The 16,296-nt window shown below is 46.7% G+C and carries 15 protein-coding genes; 7 read left to right on the top strand and 8 right to left on the bottom strand.

The window, feature by feature from the left end; translation table 11 throughout:
- Positions 1–54 precede the first annotated feature (54 nt).
- Complete coding sequence (locus tag AC58U0_RS02510) at positions 55–1,401, top strand: APC family permease (RefSeq protein WP_497377470.1); 1,347 nt, start codon at positions 55–57, stop codon at positions 1,399–1,401.
- Here the strand turns inward: AC58U0_RS02510 and AC58U0_RS02515 are convergent.
- Entirely contained in the window at positions 1,351–1,650 is a 300-nt protein-coding gene (locus AC58U0_RS02515) for a hypothetical protein (protein WP_497377471.1), read from the bottom strand. The two genes, AC58U0_RS02510 and AC58U0_RS02515, sit on opposite strands and share 51 nt — an antisense overlap.
- A 1,151-nt stretch (positions 1,651–2,801) precedes the next feature.
- On the bottom strand, positions 2,802–3,803 hold the full coding sequence (locus AC58U0_RS02520; protein ID WP_497377472.1) for a Gfo/Idh/MocA family protein: 1,002 nt from the start codon (positions 3,801–3,803) through the stop codon (positions 2,802–2,804).
- Positions 3,804–4,041: 238 nt separating this feature from the next.
- Here AC58U0_RS02520 and AC58U0_RS02525 point away from each other — a divergent pair, with 238 nt between their 5' ends.
- Genes AC58U0_RS02525 through AC58U0_RS02535 form a run of 3 tightly spaced genes read left to right on the top strand, consistent with a single transcriptional unit; the run spans position 4,042 to position 5,259 of the window.
- Positions 4,042–4,422 (top strand): hypothetical protein, encoded by a 381-nt coding sequence (locus AC58U0_RS02525; protein ID WP_497377474.1) that lies wholly within the window; start codon positions 4,042–4,044, stop codon positions 4,420–4,422.
- A gap of 29 nt (positions 4,423–4,451) precedes the next feature.
- Entirely contained in the window at positions 4,452–4,877 is a 426-nt protein-coding gene (locus AC58U0_RS02530) for an SRPBCC family protein (RefSeq protein WP_497377475.1), read from the top strand.
- A 1-nt stretch (position 4,878) separates the two neighbouring features.
- Positions 4,879–5,259 (top strand): ArsR/SmtB family transcription factor, encoded by a 381-nt coding sequence (locus AC58U0_RS02535; RefSeq protein ID WP_261302958.1) that lies wholly within the window; start codon positions 4,879–4,881, stop codon positions 5,257–5,259.
- A 393-nt stretch (positions 5,260–5,652) separates the two neighbouring features.
- Here the strand turns inward: AC58U0_RS02535 and catR are convergent, their stop codons facing one another.
- Complete coding sequence (gene catR, locus AC58U0_RS02540) at positions 5,653–5,973, bottom strand: catDE operon transcriptional regulator CatR (protein WP_057304017.1); 321 nt, start codon at positions 5,971–5,973, stop codon at positions 5,653–5,655.
- A gap of 179 nt (positions 5,974–6,152) precedes the next feature.
- Here catR and AC58U0_RS02545 point away from each other — a divergent pair, with 179 nt between their 5' ends.
- Both AC58U0_RS02545 and AC58U0_RS02550 read left to right on the top strand, forming a co-directional pair.
- Positions 6,153–6,920 carry a DODA-type extradiol aromatic ring-opening family dioxygenase gene (locus AC58U0_RS02545; RefSeq protein WP_497377476.1) on the top strand — a complete coding sequence of 256 codons (768 nt, stop codon included), beginning with the start codon at positions 6,153–6,155 and terminating at the stop codon, positions 6,918–6,920.
- Between the two features lies 1 nt (position 6,921).
- Positions 6,922–7,278 (top strand): DoxX family protein, encoded by a 357-nt coding sequence (locus AC58U0_RS02550; protein ID WP_497377477.1) that lies wholly within the window; start codon positions 6,922–6,924, stop codon positions 7,276–7,278.
- A gap of 49 nt (positions 7,279–7,327) precedes the next feature.
- On the opposite strand, the gene AC58U0_RS02555 is transcribed toward AC58U0_RS02550, so the two are convergent.
- Positions 7,328–9,631, bottom strand: a complete 2,304-nt coding sequence (locus AC58U0_RS02555; protein WP_497377478.1) for a helix-turn-helix domain-containing protein — start codon at positions 9,629–9,631, stop codon at positions 7,328–7,330.
- A 177-nt stretch (positions 9,632–9,808) separates the two neighbouring features.
- On the bottom strand, positions 9,809–10,732 hold the full coding sequence (locus tag AC58U0_RS02560) for an AraC family transcriptional regulator (protein WP_497377479.1): 924 nt from the start codon (positions 10,730–10,732) through the stop codon (positions 9,809–9,811).
- 130 nt (positions 10,733–10,862) lie between these two features.
- Here AC58U0_RS02560 and AC58U0_RS02565 point away from each other — a divergent pair, with 130 nt between their 5' ends.
- A complete protein-coding gene (locus AC58U0_RS02565; protein ID WP_497377480.1) occupies positions 10,863–11,930 on the top strand; it encodes a glycoside hydrolase family 88/105 protein in 1,068 nt (355 codons plus the stop codon).
- 25 nt (positions 11,931–11,955) lie between these two features.
- Here the strand turns inward: AC58U0_RS02565 and AC58U0_RS02570 are convergent, their stop codons facing one another.
- The 3 genes from AC58U0_RS02570 to AC58U0_RS02580 form a co-directional block, all read right to left on the bottom strand.
- Positions 11,956–13,719 carry a DUF8769 domain-containing protein gene (locus AC58U0_RS02570; RefSeq protein WP_497377481.1) on the bottom strand — a complete coding sequence of 588 codons (1,764 nt, stop codon included), beginning with the start codon at positions 13,717–13,719 and terminating at the stop codon, positions 11,956–11,958.
- 17 nt (positions 13,720–13,736) lie between these two features.
- A complete protein-coding gene (locus AC58U0_RS02575) occupies positions 13,737–15,335 on the bottom strand; it encodes an extracellular solute-binding protein (protein WP_497377678.1) in 1,599 nt (532 codons plus the stop codon).
- A 64-nt stretch (positions 15,336–15,399) separates the two neighbouring features.
- A complete protein-coding gene (locus AC58U0_RS02580; RefSeq protein ID WP_497377482.1) occupies positions 15,400–16,296 on the bottom strand; it encodes a carbohydrate ABC transporter permease in 897 nt (298 codons plus the stop codon).

The following is a 16,296-nucleotide window of genomic DNA, read 5'->3' on the forward strand; positions in this document are numbered from 1 at the left end:
TACGCCCCGCCCGGGACGATCACCAGAAAACAAGGATAAGGGAGTGTCAACATCATGAAATCAGAAATCACACTGCGCAAATCTTTAAACCTGTCTCAAGTCGTTTACATGGGGCTGGCATGGATGACGCCTATGATTTATTTCTCCATCTATGGCATTGCTTATGAGAATGCACACGGTATGCTGACGCAGGCTTACCTGCTTGCTTTCGTTGCCATCTTCTTCACCGCTTACAGCTATGGAGTTATGTCCAAATCTTTTCCCACATCAGGCTCCGCTTACACCTATACGAAGAAAAGCATCCATCCCTACTTAGGTTTCCTGGTCGGCTGGGCCCTTCTTCTTGACTACTTCTTCTCCCCCATCATTGCCTGCCTTACCTTCGGCATCTATCTTCACGCACAATTCCCGTCCATTCCGGCGTATGTCTGGATCATTGGGCTCAATATCGTCCTCGGCATCGTAAATATTATTGGCATTAAGTTTTCTGCAAATATCAGCAAGCTGTTCGTCTGGATTCAGATTCTTTTTATCGCGGTTTTCTGTTTTTTCCTTTTCCGCAGTATCACTGGGGACGTTCATCCCCTGCAGCCATTCCTGCAAACCGAAGTCCCCTTCTCCACCATTCTTGCTGGAGCTTCGATGATCTGCTTCTCATTTTTGGGATTTGACACGGTCACAACCATGTCGGAAGAAACCAAAAACTCCGAGAAAACGATCCCTCGGGCCATTATGATCATCATCATTGCAGCCAGTATTCTATACTTGGTGCCGTCTTTCCTGACACAGCTGGTTTATCCACATTTAACCTTCGTCGATATCGATTCAGCTGGTTTCGAGATCGTGAAGCTCGTCGGCGGAGCCGCGCTTAGCTCTGTCTTCATCACCGTGCTTATACTCGCTATTTTCACCCAAGGCTTATCATCAGTAACTAGCGTTTCTCGTCTCCTCTTTGTAATGGGGCGCGATTCCGTTCTTCCTAAGCGGGTGTTCGGTTCCCTTCATCCTAAGTTCAACACACCTGTTACCAACATCGTGATCGTCAGCGTCGTCTCTCTGCTCGCTCTTGTTATATCGCTAGATAATGCTGTGAAATTCGTGAATTTCGGAGCATTGACGGCCTTCTTCTTTGTAAACATCTCCGTTATTGCTCAAAAATACATCAAAGACAAGCAGCGCTCGCCGAAGCAAACGTTCCTCTTTCTCGTCATGCCGTTGATCGGCGCCGGGTTCATTGGCTATCTACTGTCTCTGATCGACAAAGATGCCCTATGGATGGGAGGCGTATGGCTCCTCGCTGGCATTATGTATCATTTGATTCGAAAGCGTTCGGAACGCATGTTATCAGCGTCAAAAAGGCCTATCATCACGGGAAGGAGTCCTTCCGGGTCTCTGGAATAGAATGATAAAAACCGTCAGGAAAGAATCATCCTGACGGTCCTTTTTAGGTTTAACGCGCATCTGCTTATATTCATATCCTTGTTTCGATACAATTTTATCCAACAAATTGCCTTGCTTATTGTATGGTTCATCGCTATTATCCGTATCACTCATTAAGCCTGCTCCACCAGCACCAACCGCATCAGCTGGTGCGGCAGTATCCACACACGGCTCAGCAACTCGCTCAATAACTAGCGATCCGCCGATCACGAAGGCCAGCTGCTAGCCCTACTTCACAAGTACCTTAGCAGGGCTCATGTTCTCCAGTGCCTTGTCGTCCGGAACCTCTATCATCTGCATCTCGGCATACGGCCCAATGAGCCTCAGATACTCCGAGATCCGGTCCACGAGATAGCGCTACTTCAATTTCCCTACGGTTAATATCTTGTTCATGGGCATAATTGACAATCTCCCCTCATTTGCTCCATTGGATAAAATACAATCAAATCGAGCTCATTCACCTTAGTTACCCCATTTCATTGGAGTCAATCCAACAGAATGCTCCAAAACGAGCTCTTCAGAGCCATATCCACATATTCCACTGTATAAATCCAATGAAACTAACCCCAACCGCCAATGTCATGAGACATCATTGGATATCATCCAATCAAATCCCTCAAGTCCAGGCATTTCGACCTTAATCCCAACTCAGATAAATAAGGGATAAGCTACGCTCACCCCAAAACATATAAATTCTTATCTGTGAAAAAAGGGTTGTCCCATTTGTAGTTGTAGCTACTTATGAGACAACATTTGAACATATTAGAGGATGGTATTAGGGAGAAGTGAAGCAACCGCGAGTAGGGAATGAATTGTTGTGGGTATCAGCTTTAGTGCTGGTGCTGAAGTTGGTGTTTGGCGTTTGGCGTTTGGTGTTTGGCGTTCGGAGCTCGGTGTTGATGAATGAGACTATGAATAAACGAATTTTACTCTGTGATTGATTTTGTTTTTCTATATTTCAATCTTTACCGGCTTTAATGGGCAAAAGTTGTACAACGTACAACAATTTCGGCGATTTCTTCACAACAAGCTGCTGTTGTTGTATGTTGTACAACATTTTCGCCGTATTTCACCCAATTGAGCTAATTCCGGGAGGAAATGTTGTATTTTCTGCAACAATTGATACGATAACGACGATTATCTTGCTTATTGTTGTACAAAGTACAACTTCGCATGCCTGTAGCACACTTTACTTCGCTTGCCTGTAGCACACTTTACATCGCTTGCCTGTATCGAACTTACTCAACCCTGATAGCCACTCTTGCACAAAAACGGCGTAAACCGTTATTCTTTCCACACTAGCAGCGGAGTGGTGCTTTGGCATGCTTTGATTTATTTGCAAGGAAGGTTCACTACCTTACTTATTCGAACTGTCCCGCCTTACGATCCGCAGGGAAAACAAGCCCCATCTGCCTTCTAGCCTCATCCATAATGGCCATGGCTATGCTGGAATTCGCATGTGAGTTCGTCGTGGACTCCAATGTTCCACTTTTAATAAGCCGGATAAATTCTTCCGCTTCATATCGCATCGTTCTTACAGCTTGATCCCGCGTTAGATCTTCCACAGAACCATCTCGGTAGCGGATTTCAACTTTTTCAGGCGTGTTGATTTTATCGATGACCATCGTCGCATGCTCACCCTGAATCTCCGCAGGCAGGTAGGAGCTCGAAATTTTGGAGTGCATGATAACCGCATCCATCTCATTGTAGCTCAGCAGCAGGCTGCCCTCCCCATCTACACCCGACTCCAGCAGGACTCCGCTTGCTTGTACACGTTCAGGAGCGCCAAAAAGCACCGCCAACGGATAAATACAATAAACACCTAAATCCATGATCGAGCCATTGGAAAAAGCGGGATTGAAAGCATTCAGGACCGTTCCCTGCTTATATGCATCATACCGAGAGGAATATTGGCAATAGCTCGCAAAATAACGGCGGATTTTCCCCAGCTTATGTAAATTATCTTGTATCGCCTTGAAATTAGGAAGCAGTGTGGACTTGAGAGCTTCCATGAACACCACTTTATTACTTTGTGCGGCTTTAATCATCGCTGAGAGCTCAGCGGTATTGGATGCTGCAGGCTTTTCGCAGATGACATGCTTGCCATGATTCATACAAAGTATCGCGTATTCAGCGTGAAACGAGTTCGGACTCGCGATATAAACTGCGTCGAATTCCTTACTTTGCGCAAACGTTTCTAGGCTTGTATAGATATGAGAAACCTCAAATTTCTGAGCGAATTCTGCAGCTTTCTCCTCTGTACGCGAGTATACGGCAGTTAAGGCGAATTCCCCCGTTTCGCGGGCAGCATGAATGAATTCTTCCGTAATCCAGTTGGTTCCAATAACAGCAAAACGTATCATATCGTTCTCCTTTATTCCACTCTTGTTTTTGATAACTATACCATGATTTCAGAGTTGTTGAAAAAGAGAACAGAAACATTAAGTCAGCATTCCCCCTTAATACCCCCCCTTGACACGAAACCAAAAGGTTTCGTATAATCCTTTGTGTAACCATCTGGTTTCGTATTGTAAATGCCTTTAGAAAACCTAGTCTTTTGGATACAATACGAAAAGGACATATAGGAAGGAATGACTTACGATGCAGGACGAATTGCTGAAGAAGCTGCGCTACAAGCAAGGACGAGCTCTCGTTCTTCAGGCACCTGAAGGCTATAAGCTTGGCATTGAGGATAATGAGGTGCCGAATGGGACCTACGATTTTGTTCAGCTTTTTGTTAACAATGCCGCTGAGGTGGAAGAGTGGGCACCTAAAGCGATTGCCCTTTTGAACGAAGAGGCTGTGTTCTGGATAACCTATCCGAAGCAAAGCTCGAAGGTGAAAACCGACATTAACCGTGACATTCTGTGGAAGTTGATGGATGAGAAAACGGACTATCGTCTTGTAAGCAATGTTGCGGTGGACGATAAATGGTCGGCCCTGCGTTTGCGTCATAAGAGTAAAGTAAAAACGAAATCCTAAAAAAATTAATTATTGGAGGCTTTTTATTTATGGAAAATCAGACTCAAGGCACATTGCCGGATATCAAGCAAACACTTGTTTTTAACGCACCGATTCAAAAGGTTTGGAATGCCGTAGCAACTTCTGATGGCATCGCAGCTTGGCTCATGCCCAATGACTTCAAGCCAGAGGTTGGCTATGAATTTCACTTGGAAGCAGGACCTTTTGGCAAATCCCCTTGTAAAGTAACCGAGCTCGACCCGCCGAACCGTTTGTCTTTCGCTTGGGGCAAGGATTGGTCTCTGACTTTCGAATTGACTGATTTAGAAGGCAAAACGGAGTTCACTCTCATCCACTCCGGCTGGGATGCGGATAAAGTTACGGAATTCGGTCAACCTCACGCGGTTGTTCGCGAGACCATGTCAATGGGCTGGGTTGGCTTGGCGAAGAAACTGGCTGCTCACGTCGAGGCTTAAGATGGCAGTCCCCTCGCAGAAGCATGACGTCTTTCAAGCGATCGCCGATCCTACCCGCCGTCAGGTGTTGCAGCTGCTCGGCGATCAAGAGATGCCTGTAACGGTTATCTCCGGCCATTTCCCGATGAGCCGCACCGCAGTGTCCAAGCATCTTCGCATTTTGGCTGATGCCGGGTTGGTGAAAGAACGCAAAGTCGGCCGCGAGACCCGATACAGGCTGGAGGCGGAACCGCTTATGGAGTTGAAGCGTTGGCTATCCTATTATGAACGCTATTGGGAAAACAAGTTAAATGTGCTCAAACGGTTCGTTGAATCGGACGATGAGGAAGGCGGAAATGCTTTATCCGCTTTGGAATTAGTCGATCCTACGAAACACGAATAATAAAATAAAGTATACAGACCGCTCTCTCTCCACTAGGAGATGAGCGGTCTGTATACTTTAGGGGGAATTACAAATCGGAGCTAACCGAGCCTTCTACGAAAAGCAGTTTAGCTAGAGATGAATAAGCAAGTTCAGCTTGTTTATTCATTCTAATATTAGTGCATCTCGTCATATAAGACCTCAGGACATGCTTATTAGCTAATAAACAAAGACTTCCAGGGTGTATTAGCCAACAATAAGCACGCCTAACTTGCTTAAGCACTCATAACTGGGGCTATTAAGAAAAATAAGCAACTTTAGTTACCTTATTCGCATAATGAACCACGCGCTTACTCGAAAAAGACATCTACCCTGCTGATTCCACAGGTTGGATGACCTTTTTTTTTGCACTTCCTACTCCTGAACAGGCAGCCACTCTTGTGACCATTTCGTAATCTCACCGAAAATCGGAGCCAACGCCAACCCTTTATCTGTTAGTGAATACTCGATACGAACGGGACTTTCTGGGAATACTACCCTCTTAACGATACCTTCATGCTCAAGCTCCTTCAGTCGCTCCGACAATACCTTGCCGCTCAAATTCGGAAGTGCCTGATCGATATTTATGAACCGCTGCGGGCCTGATAGTAATTGAAAAACGATAAGCGATGTCCAGCGCTTGCTGAGGATTTCTACAGCTTTCTCGAAACGAGGACACAATAAGTTGCGTTCCATATTTATCACCTCTATATGTCTATTTATTATAGAGTAAGTTGACATGGATATACAAGGTTACAAAAAGTAATTTAGTTACTTGACGAAACTAATATTTTGACGTAATATCAGTTACATAAAGTAACTAAGTGAATTTAAGTAATTTGAAGAAAAGTAATTTCTGAAGGAGTGTTTTTATCATGATTTCACCTATATTTGTAGGGCATGGATCTCCCATGATGGCTATTCAAGATACAGCTTGCACGCAATTCCTGCTCGACTATGGCAAGAAGCTTTCCCCGAAAGCTATTGTCATCTTCACGGCTCATTGGGAAACAGAGGTACTCACTATTTCGTCCACCAATGACGTATACGACACCATTTACGATTTCCGCGGCTTCCCGGATGAACTGTTTCAAATCAAATATCCTGCCAAAGGGGATGTGGAGCTAGCTCGAATGATCGCTGACCGTTTCACAGCGAAAGGTATCCCTGTGAATTTGGATTCACAGCGCGGGCTTGACCACGGCTCTTGGGTTCCGCTATTACGGATGTTTCCATCACCAGAATGCCCAGTCATTCAAGTGTCCGTCAATCCGTACTTGCCGCCTGCAGAGCAGTATCGCATCGGCGAAGCACTGCGCGGCCTCGATCAGGAGGATATCCTGATTATCGGAAGCGGTGCTACTGTGCATAACTTGCGAGCTCTCAATTGGGATGCCAAAGAGCCAGATGCTTGGGCTGTTGATTTCGACGAATGGCTCATTCAGAATATGCAAACGCAGAACTTGGAGGCGCTGTTCGACTACGCCACTTTAGCCCCGAACGCTCGAATGGCTGTCCCAAGACCAGAGCATTTCATTCCGCTCTTTATTACAATGGGCAGCGGTGACCCAGAACGTCCCGTTCAAGTGATTCATCACAGCTATGAAGTCGGCTCGCTCAGCTATCTTTCGGTCTCTTTTTAATATGAAATGGACGACTCGCCTATTTCAAGGTTTGCTGGCAGCAGCGTTTTTAATGTTTGGCCTTTTGAAATTATCCACTAATCCCATGCAGGCGGAAGCTTTTACAGTAACCTATGGGTATGGTTTAAACGCCATGTATGTCGTTGGAGCCATTGAATTATTGGCTGGGATTGGGCTAATTATTGGCTTCTGGAAGCCGCGCATCGCATTTTTCTCCGCTGGCACTATTGTAGTTATAATGGCCGGCGCCATGCTAACTCATGTCCGATCAGGTCAAGGTATGAGCACCGCGGCATTACCGCTTATTTTTCTCATACTGGCATTAATTGTTGTACTAAGGCATTCCAAACGCGCATAAACAAACGGGTATCCCAACCAGACGGCAGGTGATACCCGTTATTTGCGACTTACGAAGGTACAGGCTTCGACATGTGTTCCCGATACTCCGTTGGCGTTAAGCCTGTATATTTTTTGAAGGTGCGCAGGAAGCTTCTCGTATTTGCATATCCGACTGCTCCCGAAACGTCATTAACTTTAATAGACTTATCTTTCAAAAGTTCCATTGCCGCTTTAATGCGAATCTCGATCATGTAATCAATAAAATTGCTTTCCGTGTGATCCTTAAACAGTCTGCTGATGTAAGGCGGAGTGAGATGAAACATTTCCGCCAACCGGTCTAAGGACAGATCATACTCCTGATAATGCTCTCGGATATAGTCCAGCATTCGCTCGATCGTCTCATTTTTCCCACGTTGATTGCGCTTTTCCTCAATTTGTGAAACCAAGCCTTCGAGCGTATCTCCGACTAGCCGCTCCGCATCCTTCCAGTTCTCACATTTCCCGATCCGGTCATAGAAGCTGCTTAGGGAACCCATCGATATTTCCGGCTCAATCCCAATGGCTTTGACGGTTTGCAAAGATTTCATCACAAGATCGTAGCACAGCTGCCTGATCAGCTCCGGAGGAAGATTGCTCGCAACCGCTTCACGGAATGTATCCGATAAGTATGCGAGCATCTTGACGCGATCTGTTTGCCTCATGGCTTCCATCACCGGATCGATCATCCGGCTAAGTTTGTAATAATCCTGTCGGTCCGGCGGCTGCAAGTCGTCTACCGATATGACTGAATGCTTGCCGAAGATCATCTTATAATGAAGCGCCTTCTGCGATTCATCGAAGGAGCTCGGTATCTCTTTCATCTCCATGCGGCATTTGCCGACTCCGACCGTTACGCTTAAGCCAAACTGCCTCTTCATGATATCAAGGATGAGTTCAAGTATGACTAATGTTCTCAAATGATTTTGCTCCGCATCACCTTCTGCGAAGCTGAGAAGAACAGCCGCCCGGCCACCACCCAAATCAATGGCCAAACCCGCATGCTCGGTTCGAATTAGCTCCTCCGCGACATTGCAGAACATATAGGTGTACAACGTTTCGTCCCGCGGGGCAAGCTGTTCTCCCTCCTTGCCTATCTCAGCCGTGCACACGATAAAGCGCTCCGAATACATGTGAATCCCCAAAAATTCCAAATGATGATACATCGCATGGAAATCGGAACGGTTGCCGTTCAATACATCCATCATGATCTTCCACTTGAGCATAGGCTTCGAATCCCTGACATGCTGTTCCAAGTGCTCACGGTCTGTAACCATCTCATCGAATATAAGCTCCAGGTTTCTGAGTCCTATACTCTCTGCTCCCTGCCCTCTACGCTTGTTCACGCCGGACAGCTTACCTGCCAAACGATCCAACGGCTTAAAGGTCCAGCGGTTCACATAAAATAATGCAGCCAATGCCAAAAAGAACATCACGACGGCAAAAGTGAGCAGCAGGTTGCGTGTAACCTTGATCGGCTCAAATACCGTGGACTCCGGCATTATGCTGACAAATTTCCAACCTGTGTATTCGCTCGTCCGGTAAAAAACTGACTCCTGAATCCCGTCCAGCTTCACATTGAAGGATCCGCTGTCTGGATCCCTTAATATCGTCTCTATATACGGCAGCGACTTCATGTTGCGGTATAGCTGGTTCTTATCATCATGAGTGACGACATTTCCTTCCGCATCCAGAATGAAAAATTGACCAGCGTGGCCATCCTCGTAGATCGCTTTAATCATCTGAGACAACTGAGCCTCTTTGATGCTTATAGCCATTAGACCCTTCCTGAAGCCAGGACTGCTAAGGCTAGGAAAGCTGCGGACCAAGGTAATCACATCTTGGGTCTCATGACCATCCCATACCTTCTGAGTCGATAGCCACTTAAAATATTCAGGCATATCCAGGTACTGGGCCAACCAATTGAACTCTGACGAAGCTTGCTTTAAATAGGTTTCCTCTGTCATTAAGTCGCCACTGATATGTGAATACGCAAAGACTGAGGAATAATTCGGATTATTTGAAATAAATTCCCTCAATCTGTTTGTCAATGTGTAGTAGATGCTATATCTGTGACCGTCATCACTGTAGCTGTTATTCATAAAATAAACAAATTCCAGCCCTTCGGCCATAGAGAGCAGATCCTTCTCCGTCTGGCGAAAGGCAGCCTCTATCTTGGAATCAACCTGCTTCAGCAGCGCAAGATTAGCATCCTGCAAGTCCTTCTGCAGCCTGCCCACGGTGCCGGCATAGGACAACCAGAAGGTCAGGGCGATGATGAAGAGGAATACAATACCATATATCATCATGGCTTTTCCGGATATGCTGGTTCTCATGGTGGACCTCCGCTCGGTCGCATTGTTTTGTTTCAATTGTACCATTACTACAGTTGCCCTGGAGGGGAATAATGAACTAACCTTATCAAATGCAGTTAAAATCACAATAGACAGTTTTTGTCGGAGGTGGCATTTCTTTCGATCCCATGCTGCAATCGTGCAATTTAACGGACTCAATTATATGGAATGGTGCAGATTCCGATATCCGCTTGCCGTTAACTCCGTCAATCTTTTGAACGTATGGCAAAAATGGGAAATATCCTGAAACCCTACAGAAGCTGCAACCTCCGTTATGGGCAGATCGCTTCCCTGCAAGCACTCCTTCGCTTTGTTGATACGGTAAGCAACTAGAAACTCATTGACGGAGACCCCTGTATCCTGTTTGAAAATTCTACAAAGATAGGATCGCGAAAGGTGAAACTGTCCGCACAAATCCTCTATACGCAAAGGTTCCTGGAAATGCTCCATCATATAGCTCAGTATGCTTTCGACGACCCTCTTCCGGTCTTCCGATCCCGGCTGAACAATTCCTCTCTCCGTCTGATAACGGCCTAACTGAGTAAACATATGCAGCAGAAGCCCTTTCACAGCAAGGGGATATCCCGGCTGCTGCTCCCGGATTTCCCGCTCCAATTGACTAAGCGTTTCCTGCAAGCCCAGCAATTGCCGGGCATTTAATTGGACATGAAGGGAATCGCTGCCCGTCTCTGGAAGCCACTGCTCGATCCAAGCGGCTATTTGCCCATCTCGCTCGTACAGCCCCTCCAGATAGCTTTTCTCCACGGCAAGGACATAGCGATGAAAGGGTACTTCTATATCCGGGCGGGATCTATGCATGGCCATAGGCCTTACAACCGTGAAGCTTCCCGGTCCTAGTGTATGAATCCGTTCACCGGCAATATATTTGCCGCTGCCTTGTATACATAAATAAAATTCGAATCCGCTATGCGAATGGAAGCTGCGCTGGTACAAGCTCGTCGTTCGATACAAACAATGAACGGGAAAGGCAGAGAGTGTCAGATTCGTCCACTCATCTATTGACGCTCCAATGGCATCAGGCTGCTCCACCAGTTCTATGTTTTCCGATTTCACCCCGCTCACAGTCCTTCACTTCCTTCGGTTCTATTTCGTAGACAATACCCCAAGTCAATAAGAGCATACGCCAAGCCTCACGGTCATCCTGCATAGTATAGTGAACTTATGCCACTACTCTTTCAAGGAGGAATATGACATGCCAACTACACTTGCATCTGCTCATCTCGAACAAACCGCGAGCCAAATTTATGGTTACATGCTATCTGATCATTCAGGAAATTGGGGGTTGGATATTCATCATTGGGACTGGGTGCCCGGTGTCGGTGTTATATCGATACTAGCTTATTATGAAAGCACGCAAAAACAGGAGATCCTGGATCATCTGACCTTATGGGCACGCCAAAACATGCATAAATCGGAGCATCTGAAGGTCATTAACTCCATGGCCCCCTTCGCCATATTTCCTGCTCTTTATGGCCACACGAAGGACCCCGTCTTCCTGGAAACTGCCGAGCGCATCGGGAAGTGGATGCTAACTGAAGCTCCTCGTACAAGGGAAGGTGCCTTCGAGCATACCGTTACCGAAAATGCCAGCTTCCCGGAGCAGGTATGGGCTGACACGATCTTCATGGCTGATCTGTTCCTAGCGCGACTTGCCCGCCTTACCGGTGAAACCGCCTATGCGCAAGAAGCTGTCAACCAGCTTGACCTTCACTTGCGGCTGCTTCAGGACGAAAGATCAGGTGTGTTGTTCCACGGTTGGAACTGCATTGCCCAGGATCATATGTCCGCTGCACGCTGGACTAGAGCTAACGCATGGATCGCAGTCGCAACGCCGATGATCCTGCAAGAACTCGAAGGCCTCACTCAAGTACCCGAAGAAACTTTAGAGCGCTACCGTGCTATGATGCAAGGACTCATCCGTTATCAACAAGCAGATGGCCTATGGGCCACCGTCATGGATCAACCTGATTACTATCCAGAGACTTCAGGCAGCGCCGGTATCGCTTGCGGCATTCTACTAGCCGTGAAACGCGGTTTGTTGGACGCATCCACCAAAGAAGCAGCCTATCGCGCTGCTGAATGTATTCTATCAAAAGTTCTGCCTAGCGGGGAAGTAACCGGCGTGTCGGGCGGAACACCTGTTATGCCGACGATTGAAGCTTATAACACAATTCCATGTTATCCAACGCTTTATGGACAGGGATTAGTGCTAATGCTGCTCTCCGAAATGCTTGAAAAAAGGAAGGAGACCGCCATTTAATTGGCGAGCTCCTTTTTTTGCCTCCTTAGTTCGGATGCTTGTCATTCGGCTTCAAGGAAATCGACAGTTGTTGCTGCGAACTGTCAGCACGATTGTCATCCTGCCTTGCTGTCACGTGCTCAGCTTCTTCTTCAATGACAATCAGAGGCAATTCGTTCACCGAGTCACCTATAGCTAACGAGAATAAGAACGCAGCTTTGTCCATAGCTTGGAAGTCTATGCTTTGCCGCTCGCCTGCGTAAATAACCAGATCTAGTCCATAGGTGTCTCCCAGCTTGTTCCATTCCCAGTGCCAACCAGCGGTAGCGGAGGATACGCTTTTGTCGCCGCAGCGCAGTTGGTTCTCTCCAGTACTCTCAAAGGCAGCATACAAGCTTTCGAAGCGCAGTGGCAGTCCATTGATCTGCACTTGCGCCACAGCGCCTTCCTGCTCAATGTTCATACGCTCCAAGCAACCGCCAAATTCCATTCGAATCCGGAAATCCGTTGCCTCTATACGACCTTGAATACGATCCAGATTTGGGTGTGTATCCCCGCCGTTCGTCAGAAAGTTTACGCCTAACAACAGATGGCTGCGGCTCGCTGCAACGCTGAGAACAGCTGAGCAATAATCGTACCCATCATGTAAGCAGCGCATTTGCAAATAAGTGGGCTGCCCACCATTATCAAAATAAGCGACCATCCCCCTTGTTTGATTCCACATGATCTCTTTCCTAAACACTCCGATCGCATATTGCGGCGTGATGTAAGTCTCCGCCCATTTCACGAATCCAGTCTCCTCATTGCGATAATAAGGCTGCTTAAGATCACGTACCTCAACTCGTGTAAATTGTTCAACATATTGTTTCGGACATTGGATTCTGCTGCCAAACCACTCCGCATCATAATCCAAATCATCAGAGGCAAAGAAAACCAGCTTGTTATCGGTAGCGACTTGCAGGAAGGATTTAGCCTTATTCGTCAGTAAGGTACTGTAGCTGCGGCTGTGCGGACCAGCCCATTGCTGGGAGACCGGATGATAATGCTCCACCACCATTCGCCAGACCATGTCTAACAATTCAGCAGTTACGTCCTTCGCGCGAGAGTTGAGGGAATACTCACGAATTTTAGACAGCTCTACAATGGCAATGACAGAATAGGTAGGACTGTTGAATTCTTGGAAGGTCCCTAGATTTGCTGTATATTGCTGCAGCTTCTCCAACCTTTCCAGCCCATAATCAGCATAATCCTTCCGTTCATACAGCTCACCAGCGATTAAGGTCACAAATGCCCCCATAATCGCAATATTCGTATAGTGCGGTCCTACATTCCGCTTGATGATCGCGTCGCATGCAAAGCTTACCGATTCGCGAATCTGATCTTTCAGCGCTTCAGGCAGCTTATGACCGTGACGCAGTACCGCAAGAAGCAGCTCTTTACCGCAAAAGTCTGCCCAGTTCCAATCAGGAGGAGCCATCTGTGTAAGCGGCTCTTCATAAAACCAAGGCCATATCCCATAAGTATCACTTAGCGGATTGCGATCCTGCAAGGATAACAGACGGCCAATGATATCATAGGCCCTCTGTTCATATTCCTTCATTTCCGTATTCAGCAAGCCGACTGCATAGAGCAGCGATTGATAAGTCGGATGAGTCGTCGGGTGATCTTTCGCCGTTAGCGTAGTATGATACCCCGGGCTATGAAAAGGCCGACGAAGCATATAGATCTGAGAATCGTACTCGCTTTCTTTGGCTGTGATTGCTTTTATCAACAGTGCTTTATGATCAAGAATAGTCTCTTTTACGCTCATGCCGGAAAAATTCCTCCTTATTTCAAGAACTCTTTATTCTTCTCATACCACTCCTGTGCAAGCTTCTCCACATTGTCTCCGCCAAGTCGCTTCCACTCTTTACGCGACTCTTCCATAGCAGCCTCTGGGGTTGATGCACTGCCTCCAGTTACGGCTTTCACCTCAATTTGCGTAGCAATCGGATGGAAAGTGGCGATCAGTTGGCTTACTTCCGGAATATCCGGGCTAAAAGCTATGTCTCTTCGATATTTGTTTTTGAGTGCCACACCTAGCGACTGTGTCTTCAATTTGGCATATTCCTGGGAGAGCGCATCCTGAGCAGCCATGACCGGGAACCACTCGGCTTTCAGACTGAAATCAGTTACAATCGCATACTCAGCAGCGTAGCCAACTTCCTTACGGAATTTATCAGCGTCGATTTTTTGCGGAATAACACCATCCACTAGCTTGTGATGGACGTTTTCCTCGCCGAACTTCATCGCCATATCGCCTTTCTCCATCATCCAATCGAGGAATTTAACGGCTGATTCGATTTTATCCTCTTTCATTTTACTGTTAAAGGCTACTAGAATATTCGCCGGAAGCTCCTGGTACAAGCCGTTTCTTCCATATTTACTAGCTACTGGTTCCAATGGAACCATCTTGGCATCCGGTACGTTCTTCTTGAGATCCATGAATTCGTTCTGAATATCCCAACCAGCAAAATAAATACCTGCCTTGCCAGTAGTCAACATTTGACGTGCGCGCTGGAAGTTGCTATCCGTGATATACTCCTTATCCAGCAAGCCTTGATCGAATAATGTTTTCTGATAGGCAACAGAATCCTTGTAACGATCCAACGTTCTGCCAAACTTGAGCTTGCCCTCTTCCAAATACCACTGATTCTCATTCACGAAAAAGAGAGCTCTAATGATTTGCACACCGTTGCCATTAAACACAATAGGCACTGTATCTGCTTTACCGTTACCGTCCGGGTCTGATTCCTTAAACTTCTTAGCCACCTCGATCAATTCTTCCGTTGTCGTCGGCGCCTTCAAGCCCAGCTTATCTAGCCAATCCTGACGAATCCACATCCCGTGGTTGGCAATCCCATCTATACTTCTGCTGCTTGTGACCGCATACATCTTGCCGTTAATCGTCGAAGCTGATTTAAGCTCAGGATGCTCCTGCAGATACTTTTTCAAAGTCTTGCTATATTTCTCGATAAAACTATCTACCGGTTGAATGGCACCTTGGTTAGCCAATTGCGCAATATAGTTGCGGTCATACTCCCAAATGAGATCAGGTGCGCTCCCGGAAGCTACTAAGGTACTCAGCTTTTGTTGAGCCTGCGCACGAGGAACTGGCACCCAGGTTACCTTAGCCGGCGAATTCTCATTCATCCACTTTGTCCAACGGTTGCTCTCGTAACTGCCTTCCTCTGCGGCTACTGTTCCACGATCAAAAGCGGAAATGCTGATTTCTTTCTTCGGACCGGCCGCTGTTACCGTAGCTGCTGCACTTCCTTGAGGCTTTGCTGAGCTGCTCCCCTCTTTAGTCGTATTCGTACTACAAGCAGCTAATACTGCTAAAGACATACTTGCTGCAAGAACTGGTTTCCACGCATGTTTAGTCATTTTCAATGGTTCCATCCCCCTAAATATTGTGTGGTATATATCAAGGACTATTTGCCCTAAGATATCAGCCTTTGACCGATCCAATCAAGACACCTTTGACAAAATGCTTCTGTAAGAACGGGTACACGACCAGAATGGGCGTGACTGCAATGACAATCGCTGCCGCTTTAATCCCTTCGGGAGTAAGCGTCATCTCCGCAACACCCTCGCTGCCGGATGCACGATCCAGTAGATTTTGATCCACCTGCAGGATCATTTGATAGAGCTTGAGCGTTAAGGTTTGCTTGGTTGTTTTGGTAACATACAGCAATACATTGAAGTATGAATTCCACCATCCTACGGCATAAAAGAGTGAGATAGCAGCTATGATCGGTTTGCATAATGGCAAAATGATTTGAACCAGAATTCGCCAATCCCCCGCGCCGTCAATAGACGCTGATTCCTCCACTTCCTCCGGCAAGCCTTCCATGAACGTTTTCATCACAAACATGTTGTACGTACTGATTAATGAGGGAAGCCATAACGCCCAATAGGTATCCATAAGTCCTAATGATTTAACGAGTATAAAATTCGGGATTACCCCCGAAACGAACAACATGGTGAAGGTGATGAAAATAAGCAGCCCATTACGCCCCATCAGTCTTCGTCTGGAAAGCGGATACGCAGCCAGTAAAGTAAGTATCATATTGAGCGCTGTGCCGACTATGGTTACCAGCACCGTATTCCACATCGCTACAAAGAGCTGTCCATCCTGAAAAAGACGCTTATAGGCCTCCGCATTGAATTCGACCGGCCACAACGTCACTTCACCCGCTGTAATAGCCCTGCTGCTGCTGAAGGACGATACAACCTCATACCAGAACGGGTATAAGGCAATTAACGAAAGAAAACCGAGTATCGCATAATTTGCTGATGTCCCTAGACGGGTTACGAGGGATTGCTTTTTAGATAAACTTTGCAT

Source organism: Paenibacillus sp. J31P190 (assembly GCF_059692075.1).